Source organism: Rhizobium sp. AG207R, assembly GCF_027109195.1.
GTDB lineage: Bacteria > Pseudomonadota > Alphaproteobacteria > Rhizobiales > Rhizobiaceae > Rhizobium > Rhizobium dioscoreae.
Map to the genome: position 1 here is coordinate 1 of NZ_JAEPVT010000003.1, position 20,643 is coordinate 20,643.

At 60.0% G+C, this 20,643-nt stretch carries 21 protein-coding genes; 4 read left to right on the top strand and 17 right to left on the bottom strand.

The genetic code is table 11. The annotated features are described in order from the left end of the window. Positions 1-157: 157 nt before the first annotated feature. Positions 158-463, bottom strand: coding sequence for a hypothetical protein (locus tag JJQ51_RS07510; RefSeq protein ID WP_269244463.1), 306 nt, complete (start codon positions 461-463; stop codon positions 158-160). Here JJQ51_RS07510 and JJQ51_RS07515 point away from each other — a divergent pair. Then, on the top strand, positions 450-2,390 hold the full coding sequence (locus JJQ51_RS07515) for a M23 family metallopeptidase (RefSeq protein ID WP_269244464.1): 1,941 nt from the start codon (positions 450-452) through the stop codon (positions 2,388-2,390). The genes JJQ51_RS07510 and JJQ51_RS07515 overlap by 14 nt on opposite strands. A gap of 106 nt (positions 2,391-2,496) precedes the next feature. Here JJQ51_RS07515 and clpB read toward each other — a convergent pair whose 3' ends face one another. The 7 genes from clpB to JJQ51_RS07550 all read right to left on the bottom strand — a co-directional run bounded on the left by clpB (position 2,497) and on the right by JJQ51_RS07550 (position 12,999). Next, complete coding sequence (clpB, locus tag JJQ51_RS07520) at positions 2,497-5,097, bottom strand: ATP-dependent chaperone ClpB (RefSeq protein WP_269244465.1); 2,601 nt, start codon at positions 5,095-5,097, stop codon at positions 2,497-2,499. 374 nt (positions 5,098-5,471) lie between these two features. Continuing rightward, entirely contained in the window at positions 5,472-6,167 is a 696-nt protein-coding gene (locus JJQ51_RS07525) for a DUF4167 domain-containing protein (protein WP_095435959.1), read from the bottom strand. A gap of 346 nt (positions 6,168-6,513) precedes the next feature. Further along, positions 6,514-7,389, bottom strand: coding sequence for a peptide chain release factor N(5)-glutamine methyltransferase (prmC, locus tag JJQ51_RS07530; RefSeq protein ID WP_269244466.1), 876 nt, complete (start codon positions 7,387-7,389; stop codon positions 6,514-6,516). Further along, positions 7,386-8,465 (bottom strand): peptide chain release factor 1, encoded by a 1,080-nt coding sequence (prfA, locus tag JJQ51_RS07535; protein WP_069612964.1) that lies wholly within the window; start codon positions 8,463-8,465, stop codon positions 7,386-7,388. Before prfA ends, prmC begins: the two co-directional genes overlap by 4 nt. A 93-nt stretch (positions 8,466-8,558) precedes the next feature. Further along, the gene (ptsP, locus tag JJQ51_RS07540) at positions 8,559-10,826 is read right to left on the bottom strand and encodes a phosphoenolpyruvate--protein phosphotransferase (RefSeq protein WP_269244467.1); all 2,268 of its coding nucleotides are present in this window, start codon (positions 10,824-10,826) and stop codon (positions 8,559-8,561) included. 100 nt (positions 10,827-10,926) lie between these two features. After that, positions 10,927-12,201, bottom strand: coding sequence for an aspartate kinase (locus tag JJQ51_RS07545; protein WP_069612962.1), 1,275 nt, complete (start codon positions 12,199-12,201; stop codon positions 10,927-10,929). 171 nt (positions 12,202-12,372) lie between these two features. After that, on the bottom strand, positions 12,373-12,999 hold the full coding sequence (locus tag JJQ51_RS07550; RefSeq protein ID WP_113332336.1) for a hypothetical protein: 627 nt from the start codon (positions 12,997-12,999) through the stop codon (positions 12,373-12,375). Between the two features lie 263 nt (positions 13,000-13,262). Between JJQ51_RS07550 and ubiG the strand changes: the two genes are divergently transcribed. After that, positions 13,263-14,015: a bifunctional 2-polyprenyl-6-hydroxyphenol methylase/3-demethylubiquinol 3-O-methyltransferase UbiG gene (ubiG, locus tag JJQ51_RS07555; RefSeq protein ID WP_269244468.1), complete on the top strand. Its 753-nt coding sequence runs from the start codon at positions 13,263-13,265 to the stop codon at positions 14,013-14,015. Positions 14,016-14,036: 21 nt separating this feature from the next. On the opposite strand, the gene JJQ51_RS07560 is transcribed toward ubiG, so the two are convergent. The 5 genes from JJQ51_RS07560 to JJQ51_RS07580 are packed head-to-tail and all read right to left on the bottom strand — an operon-like array spanning position 14,037 to position 16,995. After that, complete coding sequence (locus tag JJQ51_RS07560; protein ID WP_269244469.1) at positions 14,037-14,624, bottom strand: DUF3291 domain-containing protein; 588 nt, start codon at positions 14,622-14,624, stop codon at positions 14,037-14,039. Next, positions 14,624-15,052 carry a DUF1178 family protein gene (locus JJQ51_RS07565; protein ID WP_113332339.1) on the bottom strand — a complete coding sequence of 143 codons (429 nt, stop codon included), beginning with the start codon at positions 15,050-15,052 and terminating at the stop codon, positions 14,624-14,626. Before JJQ51_RS07565 ends, JJQ51_RS07560 begins: the two co-directional genes overlap by 1 nt. Continuing rightward, positions 15,049-15,906: a carbon-nitrogen hydrolase family protein gene (locus JJQ51_RS07570; RefSeq protein WP_269244470.1), complete on the bottom strand. Its 858-nt coding sequence runs from the start codon at positions 15,904-15,906 to the stop codon at positions 15,049-15,051. Before JJQ51_RS07570 ends, JJQ51_RS07565 begins: the two co-directional genes overlap by 4 nt. 24 nt (positions 15,907-15,930) lie before the next feature. Next, on the bottom strand, positions 15,931-16,188 hold the full coding sequence (gene grxC / locus JJQ51_RS07575; protein WP_069612956.1) for a glutaredoxin 3: 258 nt from the start codon (positions 16,186-16,188) through the stop codon (positions 15,931-15,933). A 30-nt stretch (positions 16,189-16,218) separates the two neighbouring features. Next, positions 16,219-16,995 carry a ComF family protein gene (locus JJQ51_RS07580; protein WP_113354196.1) on the bottom strand — a complete coding sequence of 259 codons (777 nt, stop codon included), beginning with the start codon at positions 16,993-16,995 and terminating at the stop codon, positions 16,219-16,221. A 119-nt stretch (positions 16,996-17,114) separates the two neighbouring features. Between JJQ51_RS07580 and JJQ51_RS07585 the strand changes: the two genes are divergently transcribed. After that, positions 17,115-17,999 (top strand): methyltransferase domain-containing protein, encoded by an 885-nt coding sequence (locus JJQ51_RS07585; protein WP_113354197.1) that lies wholly within the window; start codon positions 17,115-17,117, stop codon positions 17,997-17,999. Positions 18,000-18,008: 9 nt separating this feature from the next. Here JJQ51_RS07585 and JJQ51_RS07590 read toward each other — a convergent pair whose 3' ends face one another. Beyond that, positions 18,009-18,191 (bottom strand): Flp family type IVb pilin, encoded by a 183-nt coding sequence (locus tag JJQ51_RS07590; protein WP_069612954.1) that lies wholly within the window; start codon positions 18,189-18,191, stop codon positions 18,009-18,011. Between the two features lie 175 nt (positions 18,192-18,366). Next, positions 18,367-18,684, bottom strand: coding sequence for a hypothetical protein (locus tag JJQ51_RS07595; protein ID WP_069612953.1), 318 nt, complete (start codon positions 18,682-18,684; stop codon positions 18,367-18,369). A 384-nt stretch (positions 18,685-19,068) separates the two neighbouring features. Between JJQ51_RS07595 and JJQ51_RS07600 the strand changes: the two genes are divergently transcribed. Continuing rightward, a complete protein-coding gene (locus JJQ51_RS07600) occupies positions 19,069-19,395 on the top strand; it encodes a hypothetical protein (RefSeq protein ID WP_069612952.1) in 327 nt (108 codons plus the stop codon). Positions 19,396-19,453: 58 nt separating this feature from the next. Here JJQ51_RS07600 and mutT read toward each other — a convergent pair whose 3' ends face one another. Together mutT and JJQ51_RS07610 are read right to left on the bottom strand one after the other, a co-directional pair. After that, positions 19,454-19,867, bottom strand: a complete 414-nt coding sequence (mutT, locus tag JJQ51_RS07605; protein WP_113354198.1) for an 8-oxo-dGTP diphosphatase MutT — start codon at positions 19,865-19,867, stop codon at positions 19,454-19,456. Continuing rightward, positions 19,864-20,643 carry a GNAT family N-acetyltransferase gene (locus tag JJQ51_RS07610; RefSeq protein ID WP_113354199.1) on the bottom strand — a complete coding sequence of 260 codons (780 nt, stop codon included), beginning with the start codon at positions 20,641-20,643 and terminating at the stop codon, positions 19,864-19,866. The genes mutT and JJQ51_RS07610 overlap by 4 nt, the downstream gene beginning before the upstream one ends.

The following is a 20,643-nucleotide window of genomic DNA, read 5'->3' on the forward strand; positions in this document are numbered from 1 at the left end:
AGAACCACCAATCAGCATCGCAGCCAATCCAGGAAACACCAGAGCGAGAGACTTCGTCGCCAGCAGCGCCGCCGCCCTCGTCAGTGATCGGGCTTATAGACCCCCCAACCCGATATAGTCAACAGGCCTATTTTGAAAAAAATCAAAAAACAAATAACTAATTGATTCTTATGTGAGTTTTGTGAAGATGCCCTGTAGTCATCGAAAATAGCCTGCAAAAACACCCACAGATATCCTGGATGAAGCGTCGGGCCGCCTGCACGATGACGGAACAAGCCGCAAAACCGCTTTTCTGCATCCCCATCTTCATCAGCGAGCCTGCCATTTTATGGGAAACAGCATATGGATCGCCGCAAAAAACGCCCGGTTGATTTGACACCCCTGTCATAAATATGCACATCTTCGCCCCCAGCCTGCGGCTCGCATGAAGGAAGCGGATCACGATCGGCATGATGACGGACAAGATGATGCTCCGATCGCTCGGCAACGAGCCGCCTATCCTGGCCGATGGCCGGCGGGCGCCGGATCGGCGCGAAGTGTCTCTCCGTTGGCTTTCCGGCACCTTTCTGACAGGCCTGACGTCGAGTATCCTGATGGGCGTGGCCTTGTTTGCCGCACTTGACGGCCGCCAGCAGCTGGCGATCCCCGCGGAAGCCTACGCGACATCGGACAATCATAATGCCACCGACGACCAGGTCACCCGCGGCGGCCGGCTGATTTCCACCGCGATCGCCTCGAAGCCGTCCGACCGCAATATTCTCGAAGTTTCGACCGTTGTGCGCGATGGCGACAAGGAGGTGGTGCGCCGCCAGCCCTTCGCCCATGTGAAGATCGCGCTCGCCACCAATCGCATCGCCAGCGAAAGCTACCCCCCCTTCGATCCGCTGGCGATCTTTTCCGCCGACGAAAACATACCGCAGCCCGCCAACAAGACCGGCGCCATCTACGGATCGGACGTCGAATCCGAAGTCAGCCTGAAGACGATTGCCTTTCCCACCAAGGATATTCCCTTCCAGCTCGCCGGCTCAATGTCACTCGATGAGGTCGAAGAGAATGTCCGTTCCAACGGTTCGGTGCTGGCGGACGGCAATACCCAGCTTTCGGCGCTCTATTATGTCGACCCGCGCCGTTTCGCCAATGACGATCCCGACGTCGATCTGACGGCGGGGCTGGCAGCTCGCATCGTTGAAGAGAACATGTCGGTCTCCGCTCCGGAAGCCGTGACCGCGCAGACGGAAGAATTTGCCGACGACATCATTCCCGTCCGCGAAAACATGTCGATTGCCGCGGCGCTGACCGGATCCGGTTATCTGAAGGCTGACGCGGACGATGTCGCAGCCAAGATCCAGCCGCTCTTCGGTTCGTCCGATGTCTCCGCCGGCGACGTGTTGCGCATCGGCATCCTTCAGAAGGGTGAGCAGGCGAAAATCATCCGCGCCAGCATCTATCGCGGCACGAAACATCTGCTCACCATCGCGCAGAACGACCGCGGCGAATTCGTCGCCGGCAGTGCACCGCCGATGCTCGATGCCATCGCCACGGCCTTCGACAACGACTTGCCAGCTGTTGCGGCCGGCCGCGACCTGCCGAGCGTCTACGACGGCATCTATCGCGCCGCCCTTTCCTACGGCATGACCAAGGAGATGGTGGCGCAGATCGTCAAGCTGCTTGCGAGCAATGTCGATTTCCAGGCGCAGCTGAAACCGACGGATTCGCTGGAAGCTTTCTTCTCGGTCACCGACGACAAGGGACAGGCGACGGCCGATTCCGAACTGCTCTACGTCAACGCCAGATTCGGCGACAACGTCACCCGCTTCTATCGCTTCGAGGATCCGACCGATCATTCGATCGACTACTTCGACGAGAATGGCAAGAGCATCCGGCAGTTCCTGCTGCGCAATCCCGTTCCCACCGGCGTCTTCAAATCCGGCTTCGGCATGCGCCGCCACCCGATCCTCGGCTTTGCGCGCATGCATACCGGTGTTGACTGGTCAGCCCCGCGCGGCACGCCGATCATCGCTGCCGGCAACGGCATCGTCGAAAAAGCCGGTTGGGATTCAGGTGGCTTCGGCAATCAGACACTGATCCGCCATGCCAATGGCTACGTCTCCTCCTACAATCACCAGAGCGCGATCGCCAAAGGCATCGTGCCGGGCGCAAAGGTGGTGCAGGGACAGGTGATCGGCTTTATCGGCTCGACGGGCCTGGCGACCGGCCCCCACCTGCACTACGAGCTGATCGTCAACGGCACGAAGGTCGATCCCTTACGCATCCGCCTTCCCGGCGGCAAATCGCTGGAAGGCGATGCGCTCGCCAAATTCCAGGAAGAGCGCAAGCGCATCGATACGCTGCTTACAGACGAGAAAACGAAGCAGATCGCCAGCAAGTAGCCTCGGCCACTCGGCCTATTTCATGCTGAGCTATCAACACTACGCTACGGCCGATAGCAAAATGGCGGCCCGAAGACCGCCATCTGCGTTGACTCGGTCGGCCAGCTTACGCTGCTTCGTTTACCGCCTGACGCGGACGGAACAACAGCCGGTCCGAACCGCTGGTGACCTTGACGAGCGAGCCATCCGGAATCTGCCCGGACAGGATCTGTTCGGCTAGCGGATCCTGGACATATTTCTGAATCACCCGCTTCAGCGGCCGCGCACCGTAGACCGGATCGTAGCCCTTGTTGGCCAGCCAATGGCGGGCATCGTCGTCGAGTTCGAGCGTGATTTTGCGTTCCGACAGCAGCTTCAGCAGACGTTCGAGCTGAATGTCTACGATCGCGCCCATCTCATCGCGCTTCAGGCGATGGAACAGGATGATCTCGTCGATACGGTTCAGGAATTCCGGCCGGAAATGCGACCGGACGACTTCCATTACCTGCTCGCGCACCAGATCGCTGTCATCGCCGTCCTTCAGCTGGGTGAGATATTCGGCACCCAGATTGGAGGTCATGATGATCATTGTGTTGCGGAAATCGACCGTGCGGCCCTGTCCGTCCGTCAAACGTCCGTCATCCAGAACCTGGAGCAGGATGTTGAAGACATCGGGGTGCGCCTTCTCGATCTCGTCGAACAGCACGACCTGATAGGGCCGGCGGCGGACGGCTTCGGTCAATGCGCCGCCTTCCTCATAGCCGACATAGCCGGGAGGGGCACCGATCAACCGCGCCACGGAGTGCTTCTCCATGTACTCGGACATGTCGATACGCACCATTGCCGTCTCGTCGTCGAAGAGGAAGCGAGCAAGCGCCTTCGTCAACTCCGTCTTGCCGACACCCGTCGGACCGAGGAAGATGAACGAGCCGATCGGCCGGTTCGGATCCTGCAGGCCGGCACGCGAGCGGCGAACGGCACGCGACACAGCCTGAACGGCGTCACCCTGGCCGACGACCCATTTTGCCAGCTCGTCTTCCATCCGCAGCAGCTTGTCGCGCTCGCCTTCCAGCATCTTGTCCACGGGAATCCCGGTCCAGCGGGAAACGACCTGGGCGATATTGTCGGCGGTAACGACCTCCTGCACCATGGAATCGCGGGCACTATCCTGCTCTTCCGCGGCGTGCAATTCCTTCTCAAGATTGGGGATCACGCCATAGGCAAGCTCGCCGGCGCGCTGGAATTCACCCTTGCGCTGGGCAATGGCGAGTTCGTTGCGGGCATCGTCGAGCTGCTTCTTGAGATCGGCGGCAAGACCGAGCTTCTGCTTTTCGGCCTGCCAGCGCGCGGTCAGCGCATCGGCTTCCTCTTCCAGCGACGCAAGATCGCCCTCCAGCCGCTTCAGCCGGTCGGCGGAAGACTGGTCGGTTTCCTTCTTCAGCGCCTCACGCTCGATCTTCAGCTGGATGATGCGGCGATCGAGTTCATCGAGCTCTTCCGGCTTGGAATCCACCTGCATACGCAGACGCGCCGCTGCCTCGTCCATCAGGTCGATGGCCTTGTCCGGCAGGAAGCGATCGGTGATGTAGCGGTTCGACAGGGTTGCAGCAGCCACCAGAGCGGCATCGGCGATGCGCACCTTGTGATGCTGCTCATATTTTTCCTTCAAGCCACGCAGGATCGAGATTGTGTCTTCGACCGTCGGTTCCTCAACCATGACAGGCTGGAAGCGACGGGCAAGCGCCAGATCCTTCTCGACATGCTTGCGGTATTCATCGAGCGTGGTCGCGCCGACGCAGTGAAGTTCGCCGCGCGCAAGGGCCGGTTTCAGCAGGTTGGATGCATCCATCGCGCCATCGGCCTTGCCGGCACCGACCAGGGTGTGCATTTCATCGATGAAGAGAATGATCTCGCCGTTTTCCGACTGCACTTCGTTGAGCACGGCCTTCAGCCGCTCTTCGAACTCGCCGCGGAATTTCGCACCGGCAATCAGCGCGCCCATGTCGAGCGCCATCAGCTTCTTGTCCTTCAGCGATTCCGGTACGTCGCCATTGACGATACGCAGCGCCAAGCCTTCGACGATCGCCGTCTTGCCGACGCCGGGCTCACCAATGAGCACAGGATTGTTCTTGGTGCGGCGAGACAGGACCTGGATGGTGCGACGAATTTCGTCGTCACGGCCGATCACCGGGTCGAGCTTGCCTTCGCGGGCCTCGGCGGTGAGATCGCGAGCATATTTCTTCAGCGAATCGAAGCCCTGCTCCGCATTGGCGGAGTCAGCCGTGCGGCCCTTGCGGATATCATTGATGACCTGATTGAGGGCGACGGGCGTGACGCCTGCATTTTTCAGGGTTGCCGAGGTCGACGCCGTGGGCTCGATCGCCAGCGCCTGCAAAAGACGCTCGACAGTGACGAAACTATCGCCCGCCTTCTTGGCCGCATCTTCTGCGGTCGTGAAAACCTTGGCGAGCGGCTGTGAGAGATAGACCTGGCCGTCACCGCCGGAAACCTTCGGCAGCTTTGCAAGTGCGGCATCATTGGCAATGCGGGCAGCCTTGGCGTCGCCACCGGCACGTTCAATCAACGAGGCGGCCATGCCCTGGTCGTCGTCCAGAAGCACCTTGAGAACGTGCTCGGGCGTGAACTGCTGATTACCCTGTGCAAGCGCATTGGTTTGGGCGGATTGCAGAAAACCGCGTACCCGCTCGGAGTATTTTTCAATATTCATATGAGACCTCCATGAATCGCTCTGCCCGGACCCGGCACAGACCGATGATTGAGATTGAGCCCCCTCTAGAGGCAGGCCCCGCCTTTCCGCCATTGAGATTTGCGGCAAGACAACTGGAGGAAATATGGGAGGATATCTGGAGAGTTTAAAGGGTATAAAACGCGAAAAAAGCGCGAGATTTGTCACCACAGCCCGCCGACTTATTGGCCGCCTCATCCAGCTCAACCCCGGCTTCGACCGTCGGTGGACATCGAATCTTTCCTCTCGCGACCTGATGACCATTCCGCCCATAGCAAAACGGCAACGGTGGTGCCCACAGCACTGCCGTTGCCGTTTCAATATTGTGACCACCTGCGCCAGAAGGCGCAGAAGTCTTATTCAGAGGTTGCGTCCGCCAAGGCCGGAGCTTCGCCCGAAGCGGCTTCGCCCTCACCGTCGCCACCGGCAGCGCTGCGGCGCGGCTGGCGGCGCGGGCGGTTACCGCCGGCACTGCGGCGGCGCGGCTGGCGCTCGGTGGCGGCCACGGCCGGAGTTTCCTCTTCGATCGCCACTTCGGCCGGAATCCCTTCGATCACCGGCTGCGGACCGGTGCCATTGATGACCTCGGGCTCGCTGGCCGGAGCGGCAGCAACCGCTGGAGCAGCCTGCTGCTGGCGACCGTGGGGCTGAGCCATCTGCGGCTGATCGTCGATCTCCTGCGCATCGATATCGTCGATATCGCGCTCGGCATTATCGCGGTCATTGTAATTGTGATGATCGTCGCGCTGGTAGCGCTCCTGCATCTGCGCCTGGGCGCTGGCAATGATCCGATTGTAGTGCTCGGCATGCTGCAGGTAGTTTTCCGCCATGACGCGGTCGCCGGAGCTTTGAGCATCGCGAGCCAAGGCCGCGTACTTCTCGGCGATGTGCTGTGCGGTTCCGCGGATTTTCACATCGGGACCGGAGCTGTCGTAAGTCCTGGTCAGCGGGTTCGAGCCCTTGCGGTTGAAATTGTTGTTGTTATTTCCGCCGCCGCCGTTGTTGTTATTACCACGCCCCCGACCGCGCTTGTTTTGCTGTCCTGGCCTCATAGATCCTTCACCTGAATTCTCTTCGTTGGGATAAAATTATACACGGCACCTGCCGCCGCGGGTCGGATACTTCCGAACCGGGGCCTGCGTGCCGCAAGCAAACTGCGCTTTAGCGCTCGTCTGCCGCTCGACTACGTCAGATTAACTGATCACGCATTGGGTTATCTTCAACCTTTGACACTCTTATCAGAGAGCGGATCCCCGAGGCTGTCCAAGATGAGCGAATCGTCTCGTTCATTCCCAGCCGCCCAACGCGTGAGCGCAACCTATATTGCTTCCTCAGGAAATCCAAGCTTTTTCTTTGCGATAACAACGGGGTTCCACAAATCCGCTGCAAAATGTCACGTTAATGTTGAAATTCAAACACAAGAACCCGGTCGTTCTGGCCGTAGTCCCGAACCGCCTCGACAAGGGAAAATCCTGCTCCTTCAAAAACCGAAGTCACCGTTTCACGCTGATCGTAGCCGATCTCCACACCAATCATACCGTTCTGATATAGAAATCGAGCCGCATCCTTTGCGATCGCCCTGTATGCATCCAGCCCATCAAGGCCCCCATCAAGGGCCGTGGGAGGATCGAAACCCTTTACTTCTGGAGCGAGAGTGGAAACGACACTAGACGCAATATAGGGCGGATTTGAGACAATCACGTGAAAACGTTCGTGGATGGCTTCAAACCAGCTCCCTTGCACAGTTCTGAACCGCGCCGCCAGGCCATTTCGCTCCGCGTTCCCGCGAGCGGTTTCCAGCGCTTCGCTGGAAATATCGGAACCAACGCCCATTGCTTTAGGGCATTCATGAAGCAGGGCCAGGCAAATGGCCCCGGTTCCCGTTCCGATGTCCAGTATATGGATATTGCCGATCTGGGATTCAAGACGCCTGACATGTGGCAGCATCGTATCGACGAGAATTTCGGTATCGGGCCGCGGTTCGAGCGTCGCAGCCGAAAGCCGCAGCGAGAGACCATAGAACTCCCGTTCGCCGAGAATGCGATAGACCGGCTCATGATTAAGCCGGCGAGCGATCGCCGCGCGTATCATCACCACATCATCCTCAGATACGGGCTCGGAACCGTGCGTCACGAGGCCGGTCGCAGAAAGATGCAGAAGGCCGCCGACAAGAATGCGTGCTTCCGTGGCGGGATCGTCGAGATCGGCCCCGGCAAATCGGGCGCGCGCCTCCTGCAGGAGCTCGGATGCGGTCGGCCCCTGCCCGCCACTCATGCCTGTTCGCCGAGCTGGGCGAGCTGGCTCGCCTGATAATCCGCCAGCAGCGCATCGACCACCTCGTCGATCTCGCCCACCATCATCCGGTCGAGCTTGTAGAGCGTCAGGTTGATGCGGTGATCGGTGACGCGCCCCTGCGGGAAATTATAGGTGCGGATGCGCTCGGACCGATCGCCGGAGCCGACCTGGCTCTTGCGGTCGGCGGAACGCTCGCTGTCGGCCCGCTGGCGCTCCATGTCGAACAGGCGAGACCGCAGGACCTGCATAGCTTTGGCGCGGTTCTGATGCTGCGACTTTTCCGAGCTCGTGACAACGATACCCGAGGGAAGATGGGTGATGCGCACGGCCGAGTCGGTCGTGTTGACGTGCTGACCACCGGCGCCGGAAGAGCGCATGGTGTCGATACGGATATCCTCAGGCCGGATCTCGATATCGATTTCTTCGGCTTCCGGCAGCACGGCGACGGTCGCCGCAGAAGTATGAATACGCCCGCTCGCCTCGGTTTCCGGCACACGCTGCACGCGGTGAACGCCGGATTCGAACTTCAATCGGGAAAACACGCCCTTGCCGCTGATGGTGGCGATGATTTCCTTGAAACCACCCGCTTCGCCCTCGCTCGCCGAAAGCACTTCCACCTTCCAGCCATTGCTGGCGGCAAAACGCTCATACATGCGGAATAGATCGCCAGCAAAGAGGGCCGCTTCGGAGCCGCCGGTGCCGGCGCGGATTTCCAGGATCGCGCTCTTCTCGTCGGCGGCATCCTTCGGCAGAAGCTCGATCTGGATCGCCTTTTCCAGCGTCTCGATCCGCTCCTTAACCTCGGGCAGCTCCATTTCGGCAAGATCGCGCATATCGCGATCGACGGATTTATCGGAGAGCATGGTTTCGAGATCGGCAGCCTCGGCAAGGGCGCGCTCGTAATCGCGGATTTTGGTCACGACCGGCTGCAGCTCGGAATATTCGGAAGCAAGCTTCACATAGACATCTGCGGCCGGGCCGGCGGACATGCGCGCCTCGATCTCGCCGAAACGGCGTTCCAATTCGCGCATCTTTTCAACAGGGAGCTTCGCCACCCTCTACTCCAATTCTTCTTATTATCTCTGCTTTGATGTTGTGATGCGCATGATCCCGCCTGCAAACCGCTTCGTGCTTTTCAGGATCGCGCGCTAAAGCGGAATATTGTGGCTCTCGGCAAAGCGCACAAGGATATCCCGCATGGAACTCGTCGGCTGCTTGTCATCGAGTGCGGCTTCCATGACTTCGGACAAGGCCTTGAGGTCAAGCCCGAGCAGCATTGCTTTGACCGGCCCGATCGAGGCCGGCGACATCGAAACCGAGCGGAAACCGATGCCGAGCAGGGCCATGGCCGAAATCGTCTTGCCCGCCAGTTCGCCGCAAAGCGTTACCGGCGTCTTGTTGCGTTCGCCAGCCCGCACAATATCGCGCAGGATACGCAGAAACGGCCGCTCGAGCGGATCGAAGCGATCCGAAACGCGGGCATTGCCGCGATCGACCGCCATCGAGAACTGGAACAGGTCGTTGGAGCCGACCGAGACGAAATCGACCTCCGCCATCAGCTCGTCCAGCTGCCACAGTAGCGCGGGCACCTCGAGCATTGCGCCGAACTGCAGCTTGCGCGGCAGGCCGTGCCCGAAGCGCGAGAGGTGCTGCACTTCCTTTTGCAGGAGTTCACGCACGGCTCGGATCTCGGAGACTTCCGTGACCATCGGCACCATCATCTTCAATTCGCTGTCGGCTGCCGCCCTGAGCATAGCCCTGAGCTGCGTGCGCAACAGGCCTGGACGATCGAGCGAGAGGCGGATGGCGCGCCAGCCGAGCGCGGGGTTTTCTTCCTCATGCGCCCGGAAATAAGGAACGACCTTGTCGCCGCCGATATCGAGCGTGCGGAAAGTGACAACGCGGCCACCCGCCTGCTTCATGACATTGCGATAGAAGACTTCTTGCTCATCCGCCTTCGGCATGGTCGAGGCGATCATGAACTGCAGTTCGGTGCGGAACAGGCCGATACCCTCGGCTCCGGATTCCGCAAGTTGCGGCAGGTCTACCAGCAGACCGGCATTCATCAGCAGCGAAATGCGCTGCCCGTCCTTGGTGACCGGCTCGACGGAGCGCAACGCACGGAACTGCTCCTGCCGACGGGCACGGAATCGGACCTTCTCTTCATAGGAGCGCTGATGATCAGCCATCGGCCGCAGGTGTACATGACCACCGTCGCCGTCGATGATGACCGGATCGCCGTTTTCGGCCAGCGCAACGACACCTACCGCCTGTCCGACGACCGGAATGCCCATGGCGCGTGCCACGATGACGACGTGGCTTGTGACAGCGCCCTCTTCCAGCACCAGGCCGCGAATATTGGCGCGGGGATAATCGAGCAGTTCAGCCGCGCCCATCGCACGCGCGAAAATGACCGCATCGTTCGGGAAGCCTTCGGCGCTGGTACGGCCTGAATGTCCGATGAGCTGCCGCAAAAGCCGGTTTGCCAGATCCTCGAAATCGTGCATGCGTTCGCGCAGATAGGGATCGGTCAGGCGCATCATGCGCGCCTTTGTGTCGCTCTGCACCTTTTCGACGGCGGCTTCAGCGGTCAGGCCGTTGCGGACGGCTTCCTCGAGCTTGCGCACCCAGCCCTGGTCGTGCGCGAACATGCGGTAGGTCTCAAGCACCTCGCGATGCTCGCCTTCCATGGACACGTCACGGCGCGACAGCATGTCGTCGATCGAAATACGCAGCGAACCGAGGGCTTCAGCGAGGCGGCCGATTTCCTTGTCGGCATCCTCGTTCAAGAGATTGGTGACGACGATGCGCGGCTCGTGCAGCACGACATAGCCGAGGCCGATGCCTTCATTGTAGCTGTCGCCATCGATCGTAACGGAGCGAGTGAGATCGAGTTCCAGGCCAGGCTTGGTGATCTTCTTCAGCTCGCCGGTTGCGATCATCTCAGCCAGCACCATGGCCGTCGTTTCGAGCGCCTCCAGCTCTTCCTCGCGATAATTGCGGCTCGCCTTGTTCTGGACGACGAGAACGCCGAGCGAACGGCCGGTGCGCAGGATCGGCACGCCGAGGAAGGAATGATAGATCTCTTCGCCGGTTTCCGGCAGGTAGCGGAAGGCCGGATGCGATTGTGCATCGGAAAGATTGAGCGGCTGGGCGGATGCAGCAATCGTGCCGACCAGGCCTTGCCCCATCTTCAATTGCGAAAGGTGGACGGCCTCTTTATTCAGACCCTCGGTGGCATAAAGTTCAAGGACGCCGTCGGCGCGCAGCACATAGACCGAGCAAACCTCGGCAACCATATTGCTGGCAATCTGGCGGACGATCCGGTCAAGGCGCTCCTGCGGCTCCAGCGGCTCCGCCATCAATTCGCGTAGCCGCTTGAGCAGAACGCGTGGACCGCCGGATAGGTCTCTCATTGCGCCACTAGCTCCCGAATCAAGATGTCATGCCCGTCTTGCCCACGTCAGGGCCGGCCGAAACTCACCTCCGTCACGGTCCGTCGTCAGCAGTCGTGACTCAACTCTTATCCAGACCGTAGCAGGAATGCAAAGTCCTGACTGCGAGTTCTGCATAAGGACCGTCGATCAGGATGGAAATCTTGATTTCTGACGTCGTAATGGCCTTGATGTTGATGCCTTTTTCGGCAAGTGCCCTGAAAGCGGTCGCAGCTACGCCTGCATGCGAGCGCATGCCGATGCCGATGACCGAAACCTTGACCAGACCTGATTCGCTCTGGACGACGTCGTAGCCGATCTTTTCCTTGTTTTCGCCAAGAACGCGCAGCGCCTTCTCGACGTCGCCCGAGGGGACCGTGAAGGTCATATCGGTCTTGGAGCCGTCTTCGGAAATGTTCTGGACGATCATGTCGACATTGATGTGGTTTTCGGCCAGCGGCCCGAAGATCGCGGCGGAAACACCCGGTCGGTCGGCAAGACGACGCAGCGAGATCTGAGCCTCATCCTTGGCATAGGCAATGCCGGTGACTACTTCCTGTTCCACGATTTCTTCCTCGTCACAAATCAGCGTTCCGGGCGGGTTAAGCAGATCGCCCATGCCCGGAGCATCGGGATCCTCGAAAGAAGAGCGCACGAAAGTGCGGACCTTGAATACCATGGCGAGCTCGACCGAGCGCACCTGCAGCACCTTTGCACCGAGAGACGCCATTTCGAGCATTTCCTCGAAGGCGATCTTCTTGAGGCGGCGCGCCTTCGGCTCGATGCGCGGGTCGGTCGTGTAGACGCCATCGACATCCGTGTAGATATCGCAGCGATCGGCCTTCACGGCGGCCGCGATCGCAACGGCCGACGTGTCGGAACCGCCGCGGCCGAGCGTCGCGACGCGATTGTCGGGACCGAGACCCTGGAACCCGGCGACGACGGCGACCTGCCCTTCCTTCATGCGGCGGATCATGTCTTCGCCGTCGATGTCGAGAATGCGGGCCGCACCATGCGCATTGTCGGTGCGGATGGGAATCTGCCAACCCTGCCACGAACGGGCGTTGATGCCCATGGCCTGCAGCGCAATCGCCAGCAGACCGGAGGTGACCTGCTCGCCCGAAGCCACGACGGCGTCATATTCGCGCGCATCATAGATCGAATGATTGGCGCCGGAGACTTTCGGCATGTTCTGGACCCAGCCGACCAGTTCGTTGGTCTTGCCGGACATGGCGGAAACGACGACTGCCACTTCGTGACCGGCATCGACCTCGCGTTTCACATGGCGTGCGACGTTCTTGATACGGTCCAGATCCGCGACGGAGGTCCCGCCGAATTTCATCACGATGCGTGCCATGTGCCTCTACCAGTACCCTGCGCCGGGCGGCCGAATGCGGAAAGCCCGACATGCAAAATCGCCCTTCCGGTTCGGTAGCCGGAAAAGCGTGATCTCAATGGGGCCGTCTCTTAGCGAGTTTGTCGGGCAGGCGCAATAGCATCGGACGCCAGAGGCGACGAAAAGTTTACTCTAAAAATCCACTTTTAAGGTCGACCAGAGCTTGTCGAGAATGCCCCCTTCCTTGGGGATATTTTCTTTGTTGAGGAAGGTGGCGACAAGCACGCCGCCTTCCGGCCGGCCGGTCGCGACAATCTCATATTCCATGACGTCGTCGTCGGTGGTCGTCTCTGCCTTCACGCCCTTCAGCACGGTACCGCTCGGCAATGTGCGCTGGGTCGCTCGCTTGCTGATCTTCGCGCCGCCATTGATGCTCTCCTGCACCATCTGCTGGAGTACGACATCGGTATAGCTGGAAGGGTTGAGCCCCTTATAGACCTGCACGATGATGCCCGTGCCGATCGGCGTCATCAGCGCATATTGCTGCACGCCGTCGCCGAGATCCGTCTTTGCAACCGTGAACTTGCCATCATGATCGAAGGAGAATTTGCCGCCGGTGAAGGTCACCGTCTCGCTGCGCTGCAGCTCCACCGGGACCTTGCGACCGTCCTTCATGGTGACTTCGAGCGTATCGCCGGGATTGATGCCGACGCTGACTCCGTCGATCGTCAGGCGAAACCCCTTGCCGTCCCCGGCGCATGCATGGCTGGCCGCAAACCAGCACATGGCGACGACCGTCGCGAGACGGAGTGGTCTCATGAGGAGCTCCTCTACAGGCCAGTCGATCGCAATCGATCCCGGTTCCGAAAGTCCATTTCACAACCCGGCGATTGATCGGCCATAAGATACCGCCATGTCAACCTCCGCACCGCAATTCGCATCGCGCAATCGAGATACCCCACAGCTGATCGAAGGCCGCAGGCCCTTGACATCGCGCATCGATCGTCCGACTTCACCCTTCAGGTAGAATTATTGCTTGCAGTCGTGCGAACCGCAGAACGACGCAAATGATGGAGTGAGCCATGAGCGAAACGGCAAAGAGCACGATCGACCAGAGCGAAGTGGACCGTTTTTCCGCCATGGCGGCTGAGTGGTGGAGCCCGACCGGCAAGTTCAAACCGCTTCACAAGTTCAATCCGGTCCGTCTGGCATATATCCGCGACCGCGCCTGCGAGAATTTCGACCGCGATCCGAAGAACAGCCGACCGCTTGAGGGCCTTCGCGTGCTCGACATCGGCTGCGGCGGCGGTCTGCTGTCGGAACCGGTAGCGCGCATGGGCGCCACCGTCATCGGCGCCGATCCCTCGGAAAAGAACATCGGCATCGCCTCGACGCACGCGAAAGCCTCCGCCGTTCCCGTCGACTACCGTGCCGTCACCGCCGAGCAGCTGGCCGAAGCCGGCGAAACCTTCGATATCGTGCTGAACATGGAAGTGGTCGAGCATGTCGCCGACGTCGAATTCTTCCTGTCGACCTGCGCAAAAATGGTGCGTCCCGGCGGCTTGATGTTCGTTGCGACCATCAACCGCACCATGAAAGCAGCAGCCCTCGCCATCTTCGCCGCCGAAAACGTGCTTCGCTGGCTGCCTCGCGGCACCCACCAGTATGAAAAGCTGGTCCGCCCGGAGGAAATCGAAAAGCCGCTTGCCGCAAGCGGCCTCGATATCATTGCCCGCACAGGCGTCTTCTATTCGCTGCTGCAGGACCGCTGGAACCTCTCGAAGGATATGGACGTCAACTACATGCTTCTCGCGAAGCGAGCGAACTTGGGCTGATCGTGCATCTGCGAATCCGCCTCAGACCTTCAATGTCAGCACGTGTGCCAGCAACTCGCTCTGGCCCACGGCGTTGCGAGCAACGATCTCTTTAATGCGAAGGCGATCGATCTCCTGAGGCCGGCCAGCAGGCCCATAGGGCTGCTTGAACGAGAAGGCAGCCGGGCCGGCACCATGATCGTGCAAATGTTCCAGGCGCTCGACGCCATCCCTCCATTCCGGAATAGTCCCGTGATCCACCCACCAAAGGACAAGCGGCGGCCAGCTCTGCCTGAGGTTCCAGTGTCGCGCGCCTTTCAGGGCGTCGGCATGCACGCCGCTGTAGGTGAATGCCATCAGCGATTCGATATCGGCCCAGAGCGACAGTGACGATGGCGCCGTCTGAAAGCCGCTGCCCTTGATGAAACGCGGAAAGACCTGTTGACCCCAACAGGGAACGCCCGGCTCGCCGGAATAACCGGATCGACCGATAAAGCCATCAGCCCGGGCAGCAGCCTCGAAATTCGCCGCCTCGCGCAGCCGAAATCCCTCAACCTCAGGACTCTCGTAGGCCGCGACATGCAGCCCGAAATTATACATGGCGAGATGTTTGCTGCCGGTCGCCGGCATCAGTTGATATCGTCTGGCAACACGGGAATGGCTGCGATCTCGATACCCTCCTCGACGAGGGCCTGCGCCTCATCAGGCGTCGCCTTGCCGATGATCCCACGCGCATCCGCTTCGCCGTAATGAATCTTGCGGGCCTCCTCAGGGAATTTCGCCCCGACATCCTCGGCATTGGCCTTGATGGCGTCAACGGCTTCCTTGAGCTTGGCCATCGCCTCCTTGCGGGCGGCATCCATGGCAAGCGTCTGCATCTCGTCCTTCTTGCGCGCGGTCGAAACCGACGGCGCCATCAGCTGCTTGGAGATCGCAGCCGAATTGCAGACCGGACAGGTGAGAAAACCGCTTGCGACCTGGCGGTCGAAATCGGCACTTTCGGAAAACCAGCCCTCGAACTCATGGGCATTGTCACAGGTAAGCGAATAGCGGATCAAGCAGCGACGCCTCCAGCCGCCGGCGTCGCGATCTTCTCCAGCGAAAATTCGCGCGCATTCTTCAGGTTCGGTATCTTGTCATGGGCTGATTTGACGGCAGCGATATCGATCTCGGCGATGACCACGGCCTCGCCCGTGCCACCGGCGGATGCCAACACCTTGCCCCAGGGATCGATGATCATCGAATGGCCGAAAGTCTCACGGCCGTCCTCATGCTTGCCGGCCTGCGCGGCGGCAATGACGAACATGCCGTTTTCGATGGCGCGGGCGCGCAGCAGAATTTCCCAATGCGCCTCGCCGGTCTGCTTTGTGAAGGCGGCAGGTACCGTCATCACCTCGGCGCCAGCAACGGCCTGGGCGCGGAAGAGCTGCGGAAAGCGCACATCGTAGCAGATGGAAAAGCCGAGTTCGGCGAACGGCAGCGATGCGATGCGCGCCTCCGACCCCGGCCGATAGACGGCGCTTTCGCGCCAGCTCTCGCCATTGTCAAGATCGACGTCGAACATATGGATCTTGTCGTAGCGATTGATGAGCTTGCCGTCGGGACCGAAGAGGAAGCCGCGATTGGCGATCTTGCCGTCATCGAGCGCAATGGCGGTCGAACCGATATGCAGGTATATGCCGAGCTCTTCTGCCAGTCCGGACGCCGTCTTGACGATGATATCGTTCGGCTCGTCACGCAGCACAGCGCGCAGGCCCGGACGATCCTTCTGCACCGCGCCGGTCATCTCCGGCGTTTGCACATAGACAGCACCCTGCGAAGCGGCATCGCGCACCAGGCGCGCCATATCAGCCGCGTTCTTCATCGGATCGACACCGGAACACATCTGGACGGCGGCAGCCTTGAAGCTCATCGGTTTCTCCCTCGTAAAGACAGGTCAGGCAGCCAGCATCGGATCGAGCTTGCCGGCCCGGTCGAGCGCATGGATGTCGTCGCAACCGCCGACATGCTCACCATTGATGAAGATCTGCGGGAAGGTCGCGGCGCCGTTCGACTTCGCGATCATCTCCTGCCGCAGTTCGGGCGAATAGGTGGCGTTGTGCTCGACATAATCGACGCCTTTGGATTCGAGCAGAGATTTCGCACGGGCGCAATAGCCGCAGAATTCACGCGTATAGATGACGACGGATGCCATGATCCACTCCGGAAAAGCCTATATCGATTGTCATATAAGATGGCGGACGACCCTTGCAAAGGTCAAAACCGTGACATCGGCCGCACCTGCTTTCTTCAGTGCGCGCGTGGCCGCGGCAACCGTGGCGCCCGTGGTATAGACATCATCGACCAGAACGATGCGCCGCCCGAATATATCGGCCGCCCGATGCTCGGAGACGGCGAAAGCGCCGCGCACATTGTCCTGTCGCGCCTTCGCCCCGAGACCCACCTGCTGGCTCGTGCGTTTGACGCGCAGAAGCGTTGCAGCGAGCAACGGTTTGCCTGAAAGACGGGCAATGTGGCGAGCAAGCTCGGCAGCCTGATTGTATTTGCGCGCAAACAGCCGCGCCCGGTGCAGTGGCACCGGAATGATCGCATCGCAATCCGCAATCGTGCCGTCGCTGGCACGCAGCATCCAGCCGGCCATCATCGGCGCGAGATCGGTGCGATCGCGATACTTCAGGCTCAGAACGAGATCCCGGACGATGCCGTCGTGAACGGCGGCGGAGCGCAGGCGGTCGAAGACGGGCGGATCGGCAATCGCCTCTGCGCTGAGGATGCCGGCACCAAGATCATGGGAAAACGGACTGCCGAGCACCTCGCAATAGGGCCGCTCGATGAAGCGAACGCCCGACCAGCATGCCGCACAAAGACCGCGATGCGCGCCCACGGAAACGCCACAACCCGGGCAGGCCGGCGGATAGACCAGATCGGCAAGAGCCATCCAGGGTCTTTTCAGCCCGGCGCCCAGCATAGACAAGGTGATTTCGCGTCCCATCATCCCCATATGATTGACACTAGCAATTCCGGGAAAAGTGTATAGCGGTTTTCCGTCCGGAATTGCGCAAGAGAAAACGCGCGTGCCCGGCACGCGCCGCCGAATTGATGATAGTGCAGGAAACCACCATGGAAATCGTGTTCGACCAATCGCTGCTTGCAGCCCGCAAGCGCCGGGCCTTGAGACAAGGCGACCCGAAAGCGGCATTCCTGCTCGACATTGCCGCCGGCGAACTGGCGGAGCGGCTTGGCGTCACCGAACGCCATTTCGACGAAGCCGTCGAGCTGCATGGCACGACCGGCGTAGCTGCGCACCTGGCTCTGGCAACCGGCAAGATCAGCCATTTGAAAAGGATCGAAAGCGAAATGGGTTTTGCCGCTCCCGGCGAGACCCTTATCGAAGCGCCGCCGGAAGAACTGCCGCTGGAGCCGGAATCGGTCAATCTCGTGCTTTCGCCGCTTAGCCTGCATGTCACAAACGACACGCCCGGCGTCTTCATTCAGATCCGCCGCGCGCTGAAGGCGGATGGTCTTTTCCTGGCGGCGATCCCCGGCTCTGGAACCCTGCAGGAATTGCGCGACGTGCTGCTCGCGACCGAAATCGAACTGACGGGGGGTGCAAGCCCGCGCGTCATCCCCTTTGCCGATGTCCGCGATGTCGGTGGCCTCCTGCAGCGTGCCGGCTTTACCCTGCCCGTCATCGACGCCGAAACCTATACGGTGCGCTACGACAATCTCTTTGCCCTGATGCGCGATCTGCGGGCCATGGGCATGACCAATCCGCTGGTCGACCGCAGCCGCAAACCGCTGACGCGTGCCTTCTTCCTGCGTGCGGCCGAGCTTTACGCCGAACGCTATTCCGATCCGGACGGGCGGATCAGGGCGACATTCTCCATCATCTACGTCTCAGGCTGGACGCCGCACGAAAGCCAGCAGAAGCCGCTGCGGCCTGGTTCGGCCAAGGCGCGGTTGGCCGATGCGCTCAAGGTCGAGGAACACAAGCTCAAGCAATAGGCGGTCGCGTCAGTTCTGGGACGCCGCCGAATTCTGTATCGTATTGGACAGGAGGTTGAATGTGCTTGAGAGGCTGCCTCCGAAGGCGCCGACACCGCTGATGATCGCAGCCGACATCAAGGCTGCGATGAGGCCATATTCAATGACCGTGGCACCGGTCTTATCGGTGAAAATACGCCGAACGGAACGCATAAGCTCGAAGCTCCAAGCATTGGACAACTGATGAATCCGATGCTCGTCATGGCATCCGGCAGGCTATGCTCACGCGCCAGAGCGTTTGTGCTTCTTTAAGTCGCAAAAACGCTCTATCTTTTTGTTTCTACGCAATTCCGATGGGAAACCGCTACGCACTTTTCCTGGAATTGCTCTATTGGCAGCCGCTGTCGGCACCATAACCCTGGACGATACAAACCGAACCCGGCTCCTGCTGCAGAACACTACGGCGGATCGTATACCGCTTGCCGTTTTCCGTCTGCGGGATCGAACCCGTGGTAATATTGTCAATATCCGGCGCGCTTGCAAGCACGCGTGACTTGGATTTGTCTGATAGCATCGGGGTCAGAATAAGCGAAAGCGCGACCGCCGCCGTACCGAACAGCAAAGCGATATTCAACGCGCCCGTTCTGCGCGACGTGGAATAGGACTGCTCTTTTTCCTGAACAGCTTTCCAGAAATCGTCGTCCATTATGTCAAGCCTTCTCTAACGCACCCAACAACCGCTTGATTGAGAGAATTGAATGCCAGAAGGTCATAAACGATCCCTTAATATCCACATGCAAATTAATGAGACGTAAAATTCCGGGACAGTGCATGATTCGCATTATCAGGCTGATATTAAATGGCTAATTCTCGTTAACCATATTTGCGACGTATTACCTTGACGCATTTCAAACCGTCACTGCGTGAACCCAAAAAAGATCCGCCCCACGACGGGACATCAAATTCGGTCCGGAGAGGCACGCACTGGACGAAAATTTCATCGATACATCAAATAATAGAGATTGACACTTGCGCGCCATGATATATCGCCAAGCTACATTTTGTTATCCTGGGTTGCGTGAATTTACACATGGCAGGTTTGCTCAAGGCGGTTGGCGGTTTGGTGATTGGTATTGCGATCCTGTTCGGGATTGCGACGTTGTTTAGTGGAAGTGCAGCGGGCGTAGCGGCGGGGCTGATAGGCGCCCTTTCCTACGCTTTTAACGGCGCCGTGATTTTTGCCCTTGGACTGATGCTCGAACATTTGGAGGCAATTCGCCGCGAATGTGACAGGCAATCTGACATGCTGACGGATTTGCTCCGCAAAATGCCGAAGACGGATGCGTCCCCTCGAGAGCCCGGCGTCTCCCAACTTGATCAGCTTGCAAAATCAAGTTTCAAATTCAGAGATATCTAGACACGGGGGGCGCGACACCGCCCGATACCGGCGCTGCCTCAGCCCTTGCCGTAAAAAGCTAAAGCAGATCCTGCAGGAACGGGATCAGCGGCTCATCGGCCGGCGGCATCGGATAGTCGCGCAGGGCCTGCGGCCGTACCCATTTGATCGCCTGCCCTTCCCGGCCATGCGGGATTCCTTCGTAACGCCGGCAGATATAAAGCGGCATCAGCAGATGGAAGGTTTCGTAAGTATGGCTGGCGAAGGTCAGCGGCGCGAGACAGGCGATTTTCGTCTGGATGCCAAGCTCTTCCTGAAGCTCGCGCACCAAGGTCTCCTCCGGCGTCTCGCCAGACTCGACCTTGCCGCCGGGAAACTCCCAGAGGCCGGCGAGCGATTTTCCCTCGGGGCGCTGCGCCAGAAGGATACGGCCGTCAGCGTCGATGAGCGCGCAGGCGGCCACGAGAACGATCTTTCGGCCAGCCTCGTTCATGCAGCCTCCGGCGGTCGCCAATAGCAATAACGATAGGCTTCGCGGAAACCGAAACGAACGTAGAGCGCCAAAGCCGGAGCATTGTCGGCGCTGACCTGCAACCAGGCGGTCTTGGCGCTGCGCATCCGGGCCCAGCGAAGCGCCGAAGTCAGGATCTCGGCTCCGAGGCCCTTGCGCCGATGCTGCTGCGAGACGGCAACCGACATGACGCCGGCAAGATCGTTGTCCTGCACGCAAAGCGTTGTCGCCACCGGTCCGGCATCATCATTTTCGATGACAAAGAGGCCCGATGGCGGCTTGATGCCGCTCACCACCTCGGCCAATGCCGGCTTCAGAGCCGGATCAGCCTCATCAACGATGAGGCTCGCATCGACAAAGCGGCCGACATCGTGGCTCGGCAGATGATCCAGCATATCAGGCAATTCGAGATCGACGAGATTGGCGGTCATGACGATCGTCTCGTCGAAACACGTCCAGCCGCGCTCCCGTAGGAGATCGATGAGCTTCGGCGAGGCGAGCGGCGTCTCGCGCACGACCATAGGCCTGCCATAGGCTTCGAACTTGCGCTGCGCTTTTGCCAGCCGGATCTCGAGATCGCGATGATCGGAGGGATCGAGCGGCACGACAGAATTCAGCCGCTTCGACGGATGACCCGCCGTCAGCCGGATTTGCCAGCTGCCATCATATTGCACCGACGAGGCGGGCCAGGCCCGGAAACCGACGGCTTCCAGCCTGCGCACCAAGGGCAGCTTGTTTATCGTGGACTGCGCATGCAT